The organism is Nostoc parmelioides FACHB-3921, assembly GCF_014696625.1.
Taxonomy (GTDB): domain Bacteria; phylum Cyanobacteriota; class Cyanobacteriia; order Cyanobacteriales; family Nostocaceae; genus Trichormus; species Trichormus parmelioides.
In genome coordinates this window covers 371191-386939 of the sequence record NZ_JACJQL010000001.1, presented here as the reverse complement: position 1 = coordinate 386939, position 15749 = coordinate 371191, and the positions used below count along the sequence as shown (strand labels likewise).

The window sequence follows — 15749 nt, the reverse complement described above, 5'->3', positions numbered from 1 at the left end:
GATTGATTGGAAGTATGTTGAGCATAAATGCTACTGCCCGGCTAGCTAAGTTTATGTTTTACCATAATTTACTGTAAGTCGGTCAGTTTAGAGTATTATTTATTTTAACTAAGATAGTAGCATCCCATAAAAACTCTAGTAAATATGTTTTTACTCCTACATTTAAGCTAAAAAAATATTTGCTTATATCAGCACAATCTGGTAATGTATCCGTCTTAAAATTCTAAGTCCCAGTAAATTAGCAAAGTTAAAGAATTTTGCCAAGATTGGCGTAGGTTTTAGTTTTTATTGCTCGTTTTACCCTAGAGATATTTTAGTTACTCTGTGAGTTTTACTATTACTGACCATTGTGTTGCATAAGGTTTTAACTTTTATTAAGACAGCCCTTGATTTTCCCAAAAAAGTGTGAGAAGCTTGTTTGGGATATAAAATACGGTAATTCGACCAACAAGCAGTACTAAATATCAAGTGCCATTATCTACGATGGGGCGTAGTTGATTGCACATAGTCTTCATTGCGACTGGAAACTTTGCTTGTCTAAGCCAAGTACAAAGTGGCAATGTTTCATGCGGGGATGGATACCTTTGATGGCAGTTGAGGCGGGTGCGAAAAAGTCTAGGCGATGTCTACGACGGGCTATGCCTACGCACCTGCTTTTTTACTTATCAACAAAGCTCATGTGTGGATTTACAACAAAGCGACGTGAAGGGAGTTGTCAGCTTTGAAAATTATTCTACCAAAAGACATAACTACAGAACTGGAGGCTCATCTACCTGATGAGGTAGTAGTTGTGCGTGCGGACAGCGAAGGTAACTTGGATGGTGATACTACAGATGCGGAAGTTTACTTTAGCTGGTTTAACCTCAAACCAAAAACATTGCATCGTGTTTTAGAAGCTGCGCCGCAATTACGTTGGCATCATGCACCAAATGCAGGTGTGAATCACATTATTACACCCCAATACCTAGAACGAAATCTAATTTTGACTAACGGTGCAGGAGTTCACGCAATTCCCATTGCGGAATTTGCGATCGCTTATATGCTGTCTCATGCCAAACAATTACCCCAATTATATAAACAACAGCTAGAACATAATTGGCAAAGGGGTCTGGCAATTGAAGAACTACTAGATAAAACCTTATTAATTATTGGTGCAGGCGGCATTGGACAAGAAATTGCCTCCCGTGCGAAAGCTTTTGGAATGCGGATTTTGGGAAGTCGTCGTCATCCACAACCGCTACCTAACTTTGACAAAGTAGTAGGTGCAGATGAGTGGAAAGAACTTTTGGGTGAAGCTGACTATGTTGTGATTGCTACACCTTTGACATGGGATACTAAGGGCATGATTGATACTGAGGTACTGTGCCTGATGCGTCCCAGTGCTTACTTAATTAATATCGCTCGTGGTGCAATTGTAGATGAATTTGCACTAGTTGAAGCATTACAGAATGGTGAAATTGCGGGGGCTGCTTTAGATACGGTGTTTACGGAACCTTTACCACCAGAAAGCTTATTGTGGTCTTTACCCAACGTTGTGATTACACCCCACTGTTCAGGTAATTCTCCAAGAACCAAAGAGCGATCGCTTGCTTTATTCATCGACAATTTTACCCGCTATCGTCACGGTCAACCTCTGCATAATGTCGTAGATCAAACAGCAGGTTATTAATTGCAGGGGAAGAGAGAGGGTTCTTTTGAGAATTCTTCTCTTACCCTGCCTTAACCAAGAAATATAGTTTTTACGTCAATCACATCAAATGTTTTATTGAAATCATTAAATTCTTTTAATTTATTTAAACTTTTAACTAACAATTTATTATAGCAAGTACTGAAGAGCCATTTTTTATAAAATCTTACAATTATATAATTACCTATGTTGGATAAATATGAAACAACTTAAATTTAAAAATAATGCTAGTAAAATAACGGCATTTTTCTTTTTAATTACAATTTTACTGACACCTTTTGTAGTGGTAAATGCTGGAGAACGCGGTGTATTAATGCAGTTTGGCAAGGTACAAAAGACAGTAATAGGCGAAGGATTACATATCATCATCCCCATTGTCAATACAGTCAAAAAAATTAGTGTAAAAATCCAAAAACAAGAAATACCTACTGAAGCTTCTTCTAAAGACTTACAAGATATTTTTATAGATGTAGCACTGAACTGGCACGTTATTCCAGAAGAAACCAATATCATGTTTCAAGAAATTGGTGATGAAAAAGATATAATTGACAAAATTATTAATCCGGCGATAGAGGAAATTATCAAAGCAGTTGTCGCCAATTACAAAGCAGAAGAAATAGTGACTAGGCGAGCAGAACTAAAAGCTATATTTGATGCAACATTAACTGCGAGATTGTCTGAATACCATGTTGCAGTTGATGACATTTCACTGGTTAGTGTCAAATTCTCAGAAAAATTCAGTGCAGCAGTTGAAGCTAAACAAATTGCAGAACAAGATGCTAAAAGGGCAGATTTCATAGCACTAAAAGCTGCAAAAAAAGCAGAAGCTCAGATAAATTTGGCTAAAGGAGAAGCAGAGATCAACAGGTTACTGCGTGATAGTTTAACGAACGATATTTTGGCAAGGCAAGTAATAGAAAAATGGGATGGTAAATTACCTTTAGTTATAACTAAGGATACACCTAAATTTTTAAATTTGAATGAGATTTTAAAACTAAAGTAATTACGTTTAATACAGTAACCCAGTAGAAGAAACTGGGTTCTATACTAACTACCAGAAAATAAATTGGGGGTGTCGAGAATTTTCAATTGGATTAATAGCACAATTAAAAATGTATAGGCAGTTGAAGAAAGTAAGCCTGTTAATAACTCTTTTTTTAAGTTGCGTTCTTGAGTTGGTTTTTGCCACATATCAATTGCACCTGCTTGCATTAATAAAATACCAATAATGTTAGATAACCAGTAACCAACAATAACACCAGGCATCAGTAATTTAGGTGCAAACAGACTACAAATATAGCCGAAAAAATAAGCAATTGGTAAATTAAATACCAAATCATTCCACCAGCATAGGGGTGATAATAAGTATCCAATTACTAAGAAAAATCCACCTCTGAGCCTCTGCAATAATGTTTTAGGTACATTTTCTGAGGTTTGTGATAGCGACTTTTGACCACTATTTTGGATATCAATCATTTTTGTACGGTAATTTTATCAATTAACCGTACTTTAAAATAAAAAGTTAAAAAAGTCTAGGGTTAAACAGAAGTTGAAATTTCCAAGATAGTTTATTATACGTAACTTTGCGTATTAATAAAGTCTACGTATTTTGCGTTAAAAACTCACTGATTATTGAGTAATTCCTTTTCTTGAGGAAGTAACTGTGTTTCAATCGCAGGTTTTTCACTTGTAATATTTGCTGGCTGTGATAATGGTCGAATGATAAAACTCACACCAATTGCCCAAGCGATCGCCACCATCCAACCAGCAATAATATCACTGGGAAAGTGTACCCCTAAGTATAGACGTGTCCAACCTATAGCCAGGATATACACACTACCGAAAATTACTGTCAACCAACGCCAAGCACTACCCCAAGTTAAAACCACCAAAATAGCAATCAACGTCATACTCGTCATAGCATGACCGCTAGGGAATGAATAATCAAACTCTGGTGCGACAGATTCCCAGATATGAGGACGGATTCTGTGCCACAATTCTTTGGCTGTGCGGTTGATAGTAGCACTACCAGCAGCAGTAATCAGTAAATAAGTCAGAGATCGCCAGCGACGTTGTACCAGTAAAATCAGTACAATCACACTCAAAATGGGTAAAACAGTCCGAAAAGAACCGAATTTAGTCAAAATAGCAGCGAATATATCTAGTTGAGGCCGTGCTAGAGAGTGAATAGTCATCAGAATCGGTAAATCCCAAGGAAAACCACCTTCGTTGTACCGCACCTCTAACGCCAATAGTCCAAAAACTTGCAGTGGTAAATATACCCCCAGAAATAGCATCAACAAAGAACGCCAGTGTGTAGCTAGCAATCTTTGTATGAATTTGATGGGCGATACTTGTGGGGAATGTTGATTTTCATCGTTGACTGTTTCTACTTCTGGCATACTAAACTACGATATTTCGCTTAACTTAATGTAGTTTTTTGTTATGCTATCACTTTTTTAATACTGAAGTGCAAGCATTTACTATCATTGACTTCTAGGCAGCAAATCAAAATCTTTAAGTATTAATTAATGTAAGTAGTTTGTATTGATTCACAAGAACATAGACTTTTACTACTTTTAACTTTAAAATACGATAAGTCAATCAAGTTATAGTACTTTTTTGCAATTATCCAAAACTTGCAGCTACACGAAACCTTCTGCACTACAGCATTACAAGCAATCTTTGAGTTTCATCTCAACACAACTGCATTCACAAAAACCCGGTTAAAAACAGGAGTATGGATTTTTTATTATTGCCTTTCTTCAGCTTTCTAGTTGGTATTGTTGTTGGTTTGACAGGAATCGGAGGTGCTTCTCTCATTACGCCAATGCTGATTTTTGTTTTTCAAGTACCACCTGCTGTAGCAGTAAGTTCTGACGTTGTTGCAGCAACACTGATGAAAGTTATTGGTAGTATCAAGCATTGGCAGCAACAAACCCTCGACAAAGAAGTAGTCAAATGGCTGGCTTTGGGGAGTGTTCCGGGTTCTTTGTTAGGGGTAGGGATACTGCACGTAATTAAACTCAAGAATGAACAGAGCTTGAACAACATCATGCTGCATTTGTTGGGTGTGACGATTTTATTAGTCACTTTTTTAGCTTTGGTACAGATGCTACTATTGACATTTTTTCCCCAACTACAACTACCTGAACTACCTAAATTTGATTTAACTACCCATCTTGGACGCTTACAGACAGTAAGTGTAGGAGCATTTTTAGGCTGTATTGTCGGACTTACAAGTGTTGCTTCTGGTTCAATGTTTGCTTTGGCTTTGATTACATTTTTTCGGTTAGATGCGCGAAAATTAGTTGGTACAGACATATCACAAGCTGCAATTCTGTTAGTATTCACTGCTGTTGGACATTTGACCTTGGGAACAGTTGATTGGAGTTTAGTATTACCGATATGGCTTGGTTCAGTACCAGGAGTATTACTAGGCGCTAAAATCTGTCAAATTGCGCCGCAGAAACCACTGCGGTTTATGGTTTACTTTATATTGATGTTGGTAAGCCTTAAGTTGGTTTATTAGACAAAAACTTCAGATTTATCTAATTAGAGAACATCGCAATACTAGGTAACAGCCGATACGTTTCGCTTTTCAGCAATATAGAAAATCCTAAATATATTAATACGAAGGGAAATACTTTCCGACCATGACGAGCTAAAACCTTAGCCATGAGAGGATTGCGGGTCAAATTGTAAGAAAGAAAACACCACAGTCCAATTGCTAAATAGCAGACACACAAAATTACGCCCAAATTTGTAAGGTCACTGCTAGCAAACAAAGGTACATAAATTCCGATATTATTTCCGCCATTAGCAATAGTAACAGCAGAGACACGATAGGTTTGAGGGTCGCGTAGAGTTGCTAATAGGGATTTTTTGTTGTAGCGACGCGGCGATTCTGCACGAGATTTGAATTCAACTGATACAGTTTGTACCGCTTGTCCTTCACTTTCTCGATTTAATAAATGATTAATCCCAATAGCGACTGGTAGAAAACCTAATAATCCAATCCAGGTATGCGGAATAATTAGACCACCGAAAAAACCAGGAAGACTAGCAAGCACTAGGAGAGTAAATCCGATAAATTCACCGAGAATAATATGCTGGGGACGAAAGGTGCGATTGACTTTACCAAAGAAAGCTGTCAAGTACAGGTTGTCATCAAAGGTAGTAGCAATAGCAACAGAAACCCCGATAATTAGAGTACCAATTAACCAAGTCATGTGTATTGTGTTGCTCGCAAGGATTTAAATTTGTTCAAATTTGTTCTCCCTAGTTACTCTCTACTTTTGAAGGTGAGAGTATATCAGGAGATTGCTGGAGTATTTTGCCTAGTATTAACAAACTGATGATTGTAACCAATTATGAAGAAGATTAGTCATCTTCTCCGCTATCAATTAAATTGATAATTTTCTGTTATTTTTTCTCAGTCAAATACTGGGCTTTGTCTGAAAGCAATATTATTATTTTCTACTTGATAAGAGCAAATATTCTTTCTTTTTAAAACGATAAATAAAATTAATTGAATAAGTATAGCGATTTTTAGTTAAGTGAGGTACATAAACCTCTTTTTCAATATTTGGAGAATAGGCAATGACGAAACTGATGATTTAGCTGTCAAAAAAACAGCGTGAGAATAATAATTTCATCAATATTGGTGGTAGTAAAAGCAATAATTTTTTCCGTAATAATTATAATTATATTACTCATGATGAGATAATTAATAAAAGCTTTGCCAACAAATTAGGATACTCTGTAATGAGTGAGTTCATTACTACAATCTTAGTGGGAATCTCAGCTTTCGTTGCCACTAATATTGATGATATCGTTATTTTATTAATATTGTTTTCTCAGATAGATTCTAGCTTGAGGTTGCGGCATATTGTTGCTGGTCAATACTTAGGCTTTACAGTCTTAATTATTGCTAGTCTTCCTGGATTCTTTGGTGGGTTAATCATACCACCCAATTGGATTGGATTGCTAGGATTAATACCGATCGCTATGGGTATCAGTAGTTTGATCAATCAAGAAGAAAATGAAACTGTAGAGGTAACATTAGCCACATCAGAATATCAAGATACCAATACCACAAGTTGGTTTAATGCTCAAACATACAACGTTGCAGCCCTCACTATTGCCAATGGTAGTGATAATATCAGCGTCTACGTACCATTATTTGCCAGTAGTAATACAATTAATTTTATAATTATTATTGCAGTATTTTTTATATTAGTGGCAATTTGGTGTTATGTAGCTTATAAATTCACATATCAAACAAAATTAGCAAATTTATTAAAGCAGTATAGTAACTATATTTTGCCCTTTGTATTAATATTTTTGGGCGGGATAATTATTTTAAAGACACAAGCTTTAAACGTGATAAAATTAGCGGCGAGTTGTATTTGTTTGATGATTTTAGTTAAAAAGCAACCATCATTACACTAAGCCACCTGTATATTGTCTTGTACTAGTAGATTCTCAAAAGCTACCATCACTCGTGTATGAAAGCGTTGACGATGTTTGAGTTTCCAAATTGGTTGGATAATTTCTAATTCTTTTTGAGATTGTTTTTGTGGTTTGGTAATTCGCACAGCGTGCAAAGTCCCTAGTTGTAATTCTTTTTGTACCATTAATTCTGGAAGTGCAGCCGCACCAACGCCACTTTCGACAACGGCTTTCACCATTTCACTGGTGTTGAGGTTAAGTACAACATCTAGATTGTTAGGTTCAATTCCCCAACTCTCTAAAGCTTGTTCAAACATCTGCTGCGCGCCAGAACCAGATTCACGCATCACCCAACTAGTACTAAATAATTTGTCTAAAGAAATTTCTTTATGGCCAAACCAAGGGTGAGATTTACCCACAACAATTTGCAAGCGATCGCTTCCTATTTCTTCTTGTGCTAAAGATTGTTGTAACGATGGTTTGATTTCTCCTGTCACTAAACCTAGATCATACATACCTACAGCCGTACCTTCACATATTTCTTCCGCATTTCCCAACTGACAATTAATAAAAATCCCAGGATATAACTGCTTAAATTGACTAATTTTTTCGGGTAGCCAATAGTTCCCGACAGTCAGGCTTGCACCTATTTTTAACTCTCCCCGTTGCAGATTGTTTAATTCTTTCAAGCCACGTTCTGTTAACTGTACATGATCTAGAATTTTTTGTGCCTCACCTTGTAATAACTTACCCGCATCCGTGATTTCAATATGACGACCGATGCGATGAAATAATCTGACACCATACTCTGTCTCTAAACTTTGGATAGCAGCACTGACAGCTGGTTGAGTGATATAAAGTGCTTCAGCTGCACGGGTAAAGTGCAACATTTCCGCCACGGCTAAAAAAATTCGTAACTGTTCCAGCGTCACGTCGCTTTACTCCGAACTCAAAACGCCAAATTAACAATCACTACTACTTCTATAAATTGTGTGGTAGTGATTTTAAGTACATCAGAAGGTATTATACGGTAAATATAGCGGATAACTGTAGTTAGCTTTAATTATTATTTTGCAGTCATATCTGCATATCAATAAATTCAGTCTATGGATTTAACAAAAAAGACTGTTTGCTCTTATTGATCGGTCGTCATAGAGTGAAACTATGCCTTTGATACAGGCTCTTCAGTCAAGCAAATTACCAGTTAGATACTTAATCTCAATTCAGAATTGTCCACACTTGCAAATACCCTCTCAGCGATACAGATGCTTGACGGTTACTACTATTGAGGAGAAACGACGCACCTATGAGCGAACTACTGACTACTATTTCTACAGGACTTGGGGCTTTTGTGGCTACCAATCTCGATGATATCGTTGTCCTGTCACTCTTTTTCTCGCAGATAGGTCATTGCTTTCGCTCTCGTCACATAGTAATTGGTCAGTATGTAGGTTTTAGTACGTTAGTAGTTGCCAGTTTACCTAGCTTCTTTGGCAAATTCATCCTACCGGAATCATGGATTGGTTTACTGGGTATTGTTCCCATCATCATCGGTATTCATCGCCTACTCAATCAAGAGACCAGCGATACAGAAGAGGTAAATACTTCTGAACCTTCCCAAACTTGGTGGAGTAATTTCCTTTCACCCCAAACCTATGGCGTAGCAGCAGTTACCATCGCTAACGGTAGTGACAATATTAGTATTTATATGCCAATGTTTGCCACCAATACATGGGATAAGTTACTAGTGATTTTGGTAGTTTTTTCTGTGATGGTAGGTGTGTGGTGTTATACAGCTTATCACTTAACTCAGGTGCAGGCGATCGCTTCTGCAATTACTCGTTATGGTAATTCTTTAGTTCCCTTTATATTAATGGGGTTGGGTGTTTCCATACTAATACAAAGCCGCACCTTAGAAACTCCGGCTTTAGTTGCTATAGTCTGTGTAAGTATTGGTTCTTACCTATTAATTCTCGGCAAAAATATTAGGCGAATAACTTACGAATTTTCTTTGGGATCACCTGATAATGGATTGATATCTGGAGTTAAACAAAAATGAAATTTTCTATTTAGAAATTGCATAACAAGAGAGATAAAAAAGTTCAAGTAATACCTTGAATCAGGTAATTAGCATCTCAACCGGTCAAATTTTTAGGAGAAACCATGAAATTATTCAATAATACCCTTGTTAAAATTACGCTAGTTTGCTTATTGCTACTGGTAAATTTGATGATTGCTCAACCATCTTGGGCGGGAAAGGAATTAGCTAATGATCCAGATTATGTAGAAATTACTAAATCATTGGAATCTGCTTTACTGGAGAAACAAAGCCAAGGCAGTACCCCAGAAATTGAACAAAAAATTTCTAATTTGCAATACCAAAAGTACATTGTGGAGAATAGTGAAGATCCTGCGGGAATTTGTCGCAACGAAACCAATGAGACATTGTTAATTTACGGTGAGAAACCGAAAAAATCTACATCAACTTACGATAATGAATTGTATCTGCTTCCTAGCGGTGCTGAAACCGATGACGAATGGGATTGTCAAGGCGTTTATATTCCCGGACAAGCTGCTACAGAAGAACAAGCAGCCATACCTCCTAAAGCTTTTAAGTTTGTGCATGGAACTCGGTTAGTTGCTACAACTAACCCCGAAACTAAAGAAATTGAATTTAATCTTCCACCCGCAAAAGTTTTTCAATCTGGTGAGGCTAACTGGTTGATTCCTGAAAATTTACAAGCTGCGTTAGATGCTGGTATTACTACTGCAAAAATTAACGATTGAGTGAGCAACATGGAATGGATAATTAAGTTTATCCCAATCATCAATAAACATTAAAAGTCAGAGCAATTCTGACTTTTTTATCGTAAATTCAAGGGTTTAAGACCCCTACGTCTACACGTAGTATCAGTTGAGTTGGGGTTTAAATCCCCAATTCTAACTGTCTTTAATTTTGAATTTTGAATTTTGAATTTTGAATTGTTAATCATATGAGCATAAATTTTGCTATTTCAATAAAACAAATTGATTGACAAGGAAGATTTAATCAATAATTTTCATTATTAAACAATAAAATACTATACTAATCTGTGCAATTGATAAACATATTGTTGATATAGTTTGTTAAGGTGAAAATATATAAGCATTGCCAATTTTTATTACTGGTTGACAAAGTAAATCTCATGAAGATAGAAGCAGAAAAATTAGCAGTCAAGAATATAGAAAAAAAGAAATACAGGTCAGATAGAATCCGGGATCACTTAGCTAATGAGCGCACTTATTTAGCGTGGATGCGGAGTGGGATCGCACTCATGGGTTTTGGTGTTTTGATTGTGCGATTGCGGATTATTCGACCACCATTAGCACCACAACCTCCTGGTAGCGGTTGGAAGCTAGGTTTAGCTTTTGCATTGGTTGGTGTGTTAACAGTGTTACTTTCAACTCAGCATTATTTCGCTGTGCGTCGAGACATTGACGAGGATACCTATCAACCGCCAGACCGTTGGATACTTCTAGCGAGTATAGCTGTGCTTATCCTTGGTGGGGGCGTACTATATTATGTGTTTACAGTTCCTCTAGATTATCTAAATTCTTATATCTTGGAGTAAGAAACTAGGGGCGAGTCTTCAATTAGCTCTACCTCTAGTCTTTGGATGCTCACTAATTGGATGTAGATATTTCCAATTCTGATAAATCTTTAAACAATGTGGTACTCAAGTAGCGTTCCCCAAAACTAGGTTGAACCATAACAATTAACTTACCGTTATTTTCTGGACGCTTTGCCACCTGAATCGCTGCATACAAAGCCGCACCTGAAGAAATCCCTGATAGTAAACCTTCTTCTCTAGCTAATCTTCGACTATAGGCGATCGCATCTTCATCGGATACAGCAATCACCTCATCAATCAATTCTAGACGGCAAATGGCCGGGATAAATCCTGCACCAATCCCTTGAATTTTATGCGCTCCTGATTTCCCACCTGAAAGCACCTGACTATTACTTGGTTCGACAGCAATAGCTTGAAAACTGGGTTTACGTTGTTTAATTACCTCAGCTATACCAGTCAATGTTCCCCCTGTACCAACTCCCGCTACTACAATATCTACTTGTCCATCCGTATCTTGCCAAATTTCTTCAGCCGTAGTTTCACGATGTACTTTGGGATTAGCTGGGTTACGGAACTGTTGCAACATATAGGCATTGGGTAATTCTGCCACAATTTGCTCGGCTTTGGCGATCGCTCCCCGCATTCCTTCTAAACCTGGGGTTAATTCCAACTGTGCGCCATAAGCTCTCAACATCGCCCGTCTTTCTGTACTCATCGTCTCCGGCATAGTCAGAATTAAATGATAGCCCTTAGCAGCAGCCACCATTGCCAAAGCTATACCCGTATTCCCAGAAGTTGGTTCTACTAATATCGTCTTACCTGGATGAATTAAACCCTCTTGCTCGGCATTTTCTACCATGCTCACGCCAATTCTATCTTTCACAGATGCAGAAGGGTTCATGCTTTCTAACTTCACTAAAATATCTGCTACAGCTTCCTCTGCTTGGGGAATACTATTTAACTGCACCAGTGGTGTGTGTCCAACTAGCTCTGTAATATTTCGGGCAATTTTCATAACAATATTTTTATTATGCTAAATGTAATACATCTGACTTTTCTGTAAACGTGCTTCGCGCTCTTCACACAAGTCTTGGATGGTATATTGGCTCAAAATAGATTGTGCAGATACATCTGCTTGCTGCCAAATCTCCATCACCAAGCCTTTTTCCAAATTTTCTTCACAATTCGATTCTTTTTCTTTCTGTTCTCCATCCAACATAATTACCACCTCCAACAACGTTATTTGCCGAGGTTCACGCGCCAAAATAAAGCCACCTTTAGAGCCTCGTTGACTCTGCAATACACCCGCTCGTCGCAAATTGGAAAGAATTTGCTCTAGATAACGCTCTGGTATGGGATGTTTAGCAGAGATGTCACTCATGGTTGTGGGTGTTTTATCGGCATAATGGTTAGCTAATTCTAAAAGTGCTAGTAGTGCATATTCCACTTTGGCCGACAGATCCAAGAGGGTATAGTTTTGTTTTTTTAAGCTCTCTGTCATCATACCACTATTAATTGATAGACTTATTGTACTTTAAACGAGAAAGCTTTTAAAAACAATGTTCATGGAGATACAGTTATGTGTATTCTGTTTAAATTACTATAAATCTATCTACTTACCGCTTTTTACTAATAAGCCTATTATTCAAGGCTTAATCAGGCTAGAAAACTTTTGTCTGATCAATCAGCAGTTATTACACTGAGTTTTAAATATTACTTTAAACTTTAACCTCTATTTTCCTTACCAAGGCCAAAATATGCTTCTAACTGACTTACGCACAATTTCCGAACGCGATCCCGCAGCCCGCAATTGGCTAGAGATTTTATTCTGTTATCCAGGGGTTCAAGCCTTGATGTTGCATCGCCTGACTCACCGGTTATACAAAATTGGCATACCCTTTATCCCACGATTGATTTCTACTATCAGTCGGTTTTTCACAGGTATTGAAATTCACCCAGGCGCAAAGATTGGTAAAGGCGTATTTATCGATCACGGGATGGGTGTAGTTATTGGGGAAACAGCTATTGTTGGAGATTATGCACTAATTTATCAGGGTGTCACCCTTGGTGGGACAGGAAAAGAAAGTGGTAAACGCCATCCCACCTTGGGCGAAAATGTAGTTGTAGGAGCAGGTGCAAAAGTATTAGGTAATATTCAAATAGGCAATAACGTTCGCATTGGCGCAGGTTCAGTTGTTCTACGTGATGTTCCTAGCAACACCACAGTTGTCGGTATACCAGGGCGTGTGATTCGTGCAGATAATACGGATATTTTGGAACATGGAAAAATCAGAGATGTGGAAGCAGAGGTGATTCGTGTCCTGTTTGAGCGTGTTAAAGATTTAGAACAGCAAGTAGAACAGTTAGAGATAAATGTTCATCGATCCAGCAATGAAGCGAATCATCAACATCTCCAAGAAAATAAAAATGAGAGTAACTTAATGATTGAAGATTTTTTGGATGGGGCAGGAATTTAAACATTCAGAAATCAGGTTGAATACAATTCGGTTTCTACACCCCATATACTCTTTTCTAGATGGAGTTGAGCAAAATTTTATCAACTCAAATGTGCATTTACGGTTTCTTCAGACCGCAATCTTAATGCTTAGAAATATTTTCAATTAACACACCCATCGTTATTTGCACCCAATTTGGTATATATTTAATTAAACTACGATTATCCTCCTCGACTTTAGTATTTAACAAAAATGCTACCTTTATCATCTTCTGTAATCCGCCCTAATTTTGTTGCCAAAAAAATATTTTCATCCCGTGATATCCTACCGAAAGATGATAAGAATCTGTGGAAAATTGAGCAAGGTTTCGTAAGAATTGTGACCTTCCATGAAGATGGTACGATTGTGACATTAGGCATTTGGGGAGTAGGTGATATTCTTGGCAGAGTTTTATCTAAAACTGAACCTTATCAAATTGAATGCCTCGGTAAAGTAGAATTAAGTCCCTGGCAAACTCAAGATTCATCTCAATTGACACAAGTTTTACAAATGTATGTACAGCAGGCGGAAGAATTAATGGTAATTCGCAGTCATAAAACTGTAGAAATTATGTTAATTAAACTGTTAGAATGGTTGGCTAAAAGATTCGGTAAAGAAGTTCAACAAGGAAAACTCATTGATTTGCGTCTCACACACCAGGACATTGCTGACACTATTGGCACAACTCGTGTTACTGTCACTCGTATTCTTCAAAAACTAGAAGAACAGGGTTTTATTCAACGATTGCGTCTACAGAAAATAGTGCTAAGAGAAGAGGAAATATGGCACTATGAAATTTAAATTTAATTCCTGGAAGTCTTCAACACTGCCAGCTATCACCTTATGTATTACCTTTACCTATAACTTGGATATTTAAAGATTTTAAATTATTAGATATATTTCCCCGCAGTTCTCAATCAAAACATCAAATTCCCATATTTTTCACTCCTGACTTAGAGGGTGTTTGAAAAGTTGAAAAGTATACTAGAAACCCCTCTCCAAACCTCTCCCCGAAACGGAGAGAGGCTTTGAAACCCCCATTTCCTGTCTTTGCTACGCAACCCTAACGCGAACGACACGCTGTGCGAACGTAGGGAAGGGGGGCTAGGGGGGTTAGGTTTTTAAGATTTTGGTGTTAGCAATGATACTTTTCAAACATCCTCTTATGGCGATCGCTATATGTGCATCAGAAAAAGCAGATGGCTGGGAATTTCCATCTGCTAATAAAAAAGGTGTAAATGACAATTTCAATTAACTGTTATGTTGAGTTAGTCCTTTGAGGTTTTTTAAACGCAGAGGTAGGTACGCGGAGTTTTTTAATCTACGGTGGCTATTTGCGGTGTGGGGAATTCTTGGTTGGCTACAACTTCACCAAAGGGACTTAGTAGTTGCGGTTGTATTGTTGGTTGATTCTGTAGAGGTAGGCGAGGAAAGAGTAATTCTGCTACTCGATAGGCTTCTTCTAAGTGGGGATAACCGGAGAAGATGAAGGTGTCGATACCTATTTCTTGATATTCCAACATTCTTTGCGCTACGGTATCAGGATCGCCTACTAAGGCTGTTCCCGCACCACCACGCACTAAGCCGATTCCTGTCCATAAGTTGGGGCTGATTTCTAATGCTTCACGAGAGCCGTTGTGTAGTGTTGTCATACGGCGTTGTCCTTCGGAATCCATGCGTGCGTAGGCTTGTTGGGCTTTGGCGATCGCATCCTCATCTACATACCGAATTAAATCGTTGGCTGCATCCCAGGCTTGGCTTTCTGTCTCTCGCACAATGACGTGCAAACGAATCCCAAAGCGTAATGTTCTCCCTTGTGCTGCTGCTAGTCGGCGTACAGAGTCAATCTTTTGGGCAACTTGTTCTGGTGGTTCGCCCCAAGTTAAATACACATCTACGTGTTTGGCAGCAATTTCTTGAGCGATGGGAGAAGAACCACCAAACCACAAAGGCGGATGCGGTTTCTGGACTGGGGGAAATAACAATTTACCATCTTGAATATTGAGATAATCTCCCTGGAAATTGGCAACTTCTCCAGCCGCAATTTCTCGCCACACTGCTAAAAATTCATCTGTTAATTTGTAGCGATCGTCATGGGAAAGATGCAGTCCATCTCCCGCCAATTCTACTGGATCGCCTCCGGTAACAACGTTAATTAACAACCTACCACCAGAAATGCGATCAAATGTCGCAGCCATCCTTGCTGCTACTCCTGGTGACATCAAACCCGGACGTATGGCTACTAAAAATTTCATCTGTTTGGTGTGTGTCACCAAAGTTGATGCCAAAATCCAAGCATCTTCACAAGAACGTCCTGTAGGTAGTAATGCCCCAGCAAAACCTAAGTGATCCACTGCTTGAGCAATTTGCCGCCAGTAATCAAAGTTGACTACCCGCCCCCCTATGGCAGTACCTAGATAGCGTCCTTCACCATGAGTCGGAATAAACCAAAGTAGCTGCATGATATCTGTGTCAGAGCAATATTTCCTGATCTAATTACGG

16 protein-coding genes are annotated in these 15749 nt (G+C 38.1%); 9 read left to right on the top strand and 7 right to left on the bottom strand.

The features are described from left to right. Window positions 1-721: 721 nt before the first annotated feature. Together H6G14_RS01530 and H6G14_RS01525 are read left to right on the top strand one after the other, a co-directional pair. On the top strand, window positions 722-1669 hold the full coding sequence (locus H6G14_RS01530) for a D-2-hydroxyacid dehydrogenase (protein ID WP_190565380.1): 948 nt from the start codon (window positions 722-724) through the stop codon (window positions 1667-1669). 217 nt (window positions 1670-1886) lie between these two features. After that, complete coding sequence (locus H6G14_RS01525; RefSeq protein WP_190565379.1) at window positions 1887-2690, top strand: prohibitin family protein; 804 nt, start codon at window positions 1887-1889, stop codon at window positions 2688-2690. A gap of 44 nt (window positions 2691-2734) precedes the next feature. Here the strand turns inward: H6G14_RS01525 and H6G14_RS01520 are convergent, their stop codons facing one another. Both H6G14_RS01520 and H6G14_RS01515 read right to left on the bottom strand, forming a co-directional pair. After that, a complete protein-coding gene (locus H6G14_RS01520; protein ID WP_190565378.1) occupies window positions 2735-3163 on the bottom strand; it encodes a DUF7980 family protein in 429 nt (142 codons plus the stop codon). Between the two features lie 146 nt (window positions 3164-3309). Further along, a complete protein-coding gene (locus tag H6G14_RS01515) occupies window positions 3310-4089 on the bottom strand; it encodes a phosphatase PAP2 family protein (RefSeq protein WP_190565377.1) in 780 nt (259 codons plus the stop codon). A 338-nt stretch (window positions 4090-4427) separates the two neighbouring features. Here H6G14_RS01515 and H6G14_RS01510 point away from each other — a divergent pair, with 338 nt between their 5' ends. Beyond that, window positions 4428-5219, top strand: coding sequence for a sulfite exporter TauE/SafE family protein (locus H6G14_RS01510; protein WP_190565376.1), 792 nt, complete (start codon window positions 4428-4430; stop codon window positions 5217-5219). Between the two features lie 19 nt (window positions 5220-5238). Here the strand turns inward: H6G14_RS01510 and H6G14_RS01505 are convergent, their stop codons facing one another. Next, window positions 5239-5919, bottom strand: coding sequence for a cadmium resistance transporter (locus H6G14_RS01505; RefSeq protein ID WP_190565375.1), 681 nt, complete (start codon window positions 5917-5919; stop codon window positions 5239-5241). 535 nt (window positions 5920-6454) lie between these two features. Between H6G14_RS01505 and H6G14_RS01500 the strand changes: the two genes are divergently transcribed. Next, window positions 6455-7141, top strand: a complete 687-nt coding sequence (locus tag H6G14_RS01500) for a cadmium resistance transporter (RefSeq protein WP_190565374.1) — start codon at window positions 6455-6457, stop codon at window positions 7139-7141. Here H6G14_RS01500 and H6G14_RS01495 read toward each other — a convergent pair. Beyond that, on the bottom strand, window positions 7138-8073 hold the full coding sequence (locus tag H6G14_RS01495; RefSeq protein WP_190565373.1) for a LysR substrate-binding domain-containing protein: 936 nt from the start codon (window positions 8071-8073) through the stop codon (window positions 7138-7140). The two genes, H6G14_RS01500 and H6G14_RS01495, sit on opposite strands and share 4 nt — an antisense overlap. A 374-nt stretch (window positions 8074-8447) precedes the next feature. Here H6G14_RS01495 and H6G14_RS01490 point away from each other — a divergent pair, with 374 nt between their 5' ends. From H6G14_RS01490 to H6G14_RS01480, 3 genes are all read left to right on the top strand, one after another. Further along, entirely contained in the window at window positions 8448-9200 is a 753-nt protein-coding gene (locus H6G14_RS01490; RefSeq protein ID WP_190565372.1) for a cadmium resistance transporter, read from the top strand. 104 nt (window positions 9201-9304) lie between these two features. After that, complete coding sequence (locus H6G14_RS01485; protein WP_190565371.1) at window positions 9305-9928, top strand: hypothetical protein; 624 nt, start codon at window positions 9305-9307, stop codon at window positions 9926-9928. A 398-nt stretch (window positions 9929-10326) separates the two neighbouring features. Then, window positions 10327-10752 carry a YidH family protein gene (locus H6G14_RS01480; RefSeq protein WP_190565370.1) on the top strand — a complete coding sequence of 142 codons (426 nt, stop codon included), beginning with the start codon at window positions 10327-10329 and terminating at the stop codon, window positions 10750-10752. Window positions 10753-10804: 52 nt separating this feature from the next. Here the strand turns inward: H6G14_RS01480 and cysK are convergent, their stop codons facing one another. Both cysK and H6G14_RS01470 read right to left on the bottom strand, forming a co-directional pair. Then, window positions 10805-11767: a cysteine synthase A gene (gene cysK / locus H6G14_RS01475; protein ID WP_190565369.1), complete on the bottom strand. Its 963-nt coding sequence runs from the start codon at window positions 11765-11767 to the stop codon at window positions 10805-10807. A gap of 18 nt (window positions 11768-11785) precedes the next feature. Next, window positions 11786-12253 (bottom strand): RrF2 family transcriptional regulator, encoded by a 468-nt coding sequence (locus tag H6G14_RS01470; RefSeq protein WP_190565458.1) that lies wholly within the window; start codon window positions 12251-12253, stop codon window positions 11786-11788. Between the two features lie 256 nt (window positions 12254-12509). Here H6G14_RS01470 and cysE point away from each other — a divergent pair, with 256 nt between their 5' ends. Both cysE and H6G14_RS01460 read left to right on the top strand, forming a co-directional pair. Beyond that, window positions 12510-13229, top strand: a complete 720-nt coding sequence (cysE, locus tag H6G14_RS01465; RefSeq protein WP_190565368.1) for a serine O-acetyltransferase — start codon at window positions 12510-12512, stop codon at window positions 13227-13229. Window positions 13230-13460: 231 nt separating this feature from the next. Further along, complete coding sequence (locus H6G14_RS01460) at window positions 13461-14048, top strand: Crp/Fnr family transcriptional regulator (protein WP_190565367.1); 588 nt, start codon at window positions 13461-13463, stop codon at window positions 14046-14048. 515 nt (window positions 14049-14563) lie between these two features. On the opposite strand, the gene ssuD is transcribed toward H6G14_RS01460, so the two are convergent. After that, window positions 14564-15709 (bottom strand): FMNH2-dependent alkanesulfonate monooxygenase, encoded by a 1146-nt coding sequence (gene ssuD, locus H6G14_RS01455; RefSeq protein WP_190565366.1) that lies wholly within the window; start codon window positions 15707-15709, stop codon window positions 14564-14566. Window positions 15710-15749: the final 40 nt, after the last annotated feature.

Bases quoted from the DNA above. Each gene is read 5' to 3' on its own strand.
- H6G14_RS01525 (WP_190565379.1), top strand. From the start codon at position 1,887: ATGAAACAACTTAAATTTAAAAATAATGCTAGTAAAATAACGGCATTT.
- H6G14_RS01520 (WP_190565378.1), bottom strand. From the start codon at position 3,163: ATGATTGATATCCAAAATAGTGGTCAAAAGTCGCTATCACAAACCTCA.
- H6G14_RS01515 (WP_190565377.1), bottom strand. From the start codon at position 4,089: ATGCCAGAAGTAGAAACAGTCAACGATGAAAATCAACATTCCCCACAA.
- H6G14_RS01510 (WP_190565376.1), top strand. From the start codon at position 4,428: ATGGATTTTTTATTATTGCCTTTCTTCAGCTTTCTAGTTGGTATTGTT.
- H6G14_RS01505 (WP_190565375.1), bottom strand. From the start codon at position 5,919: ATGACTTGGTTAATTGGTACTCTAATTATCGGGGTTTCTGTTGCTATT.
- H6G14_RS01500 (WP_190565374.1), top strand. From the start codon at position 6,455: ATGAGTGAGTTCATTACTACAATCTTAGTGGGAATCTCAGCTTTCGTT.
- H6G14_RS01490 (WP_190565372.1), top strand. From the start codon at position 8,448: ATGAGCGAACTACTGACTACTATTTCTACAGGACTTGGGGCTTTTGTG.
- H6G14_RS01485 (WP_190565371.1), top strand. From the start codon at position 9,305: ATGAAATTATTCAATAATACCCTTGTTAAAATTACGCTAGTTTGCTTA.
- H6G14_RS01480 (WP_190565370.1), top strand. From the start codon at position 10,327: ATGAAGATAGAAGCAGAAAAATTAGCAGTCAAGAATATAGAAAAAAAG.
- cysK (WP_190565369.1), bottom strand. From the start codon at position 11,767: ATGAAAATTGCCCGAAATATTACAGAGCTAGTTGGACACACACCACTG.
- H6G14_RS01470 (WP_190565458.1), bottom strand. From the start codon at position 12,253: ATGACAGAGAGCTTAAAAAAACAAAACTATACCCTCTTGGATCTGTCG.
- cysE (WP_190565368.1), top strand. From the start codon at position 12,510: ATGCTTCTAACTGACTTACGCACAATTTCCGAACGCGATCCCGCAGCC.
- H6G14_RS01460 (WP_190565367.1), top strand. From the start codon at position 13,461: ATGCTACCTTTATCATCTTCTGTAATCCGCCCTAATTTTGTTGCCAAA.
- ssuD (WP_190565366.1), bottom strand. From the start codon at position 15,709: ATGCAGCTACTTTGGTTTATTCCGACTCATGGTGAAGGACGCTATCTA.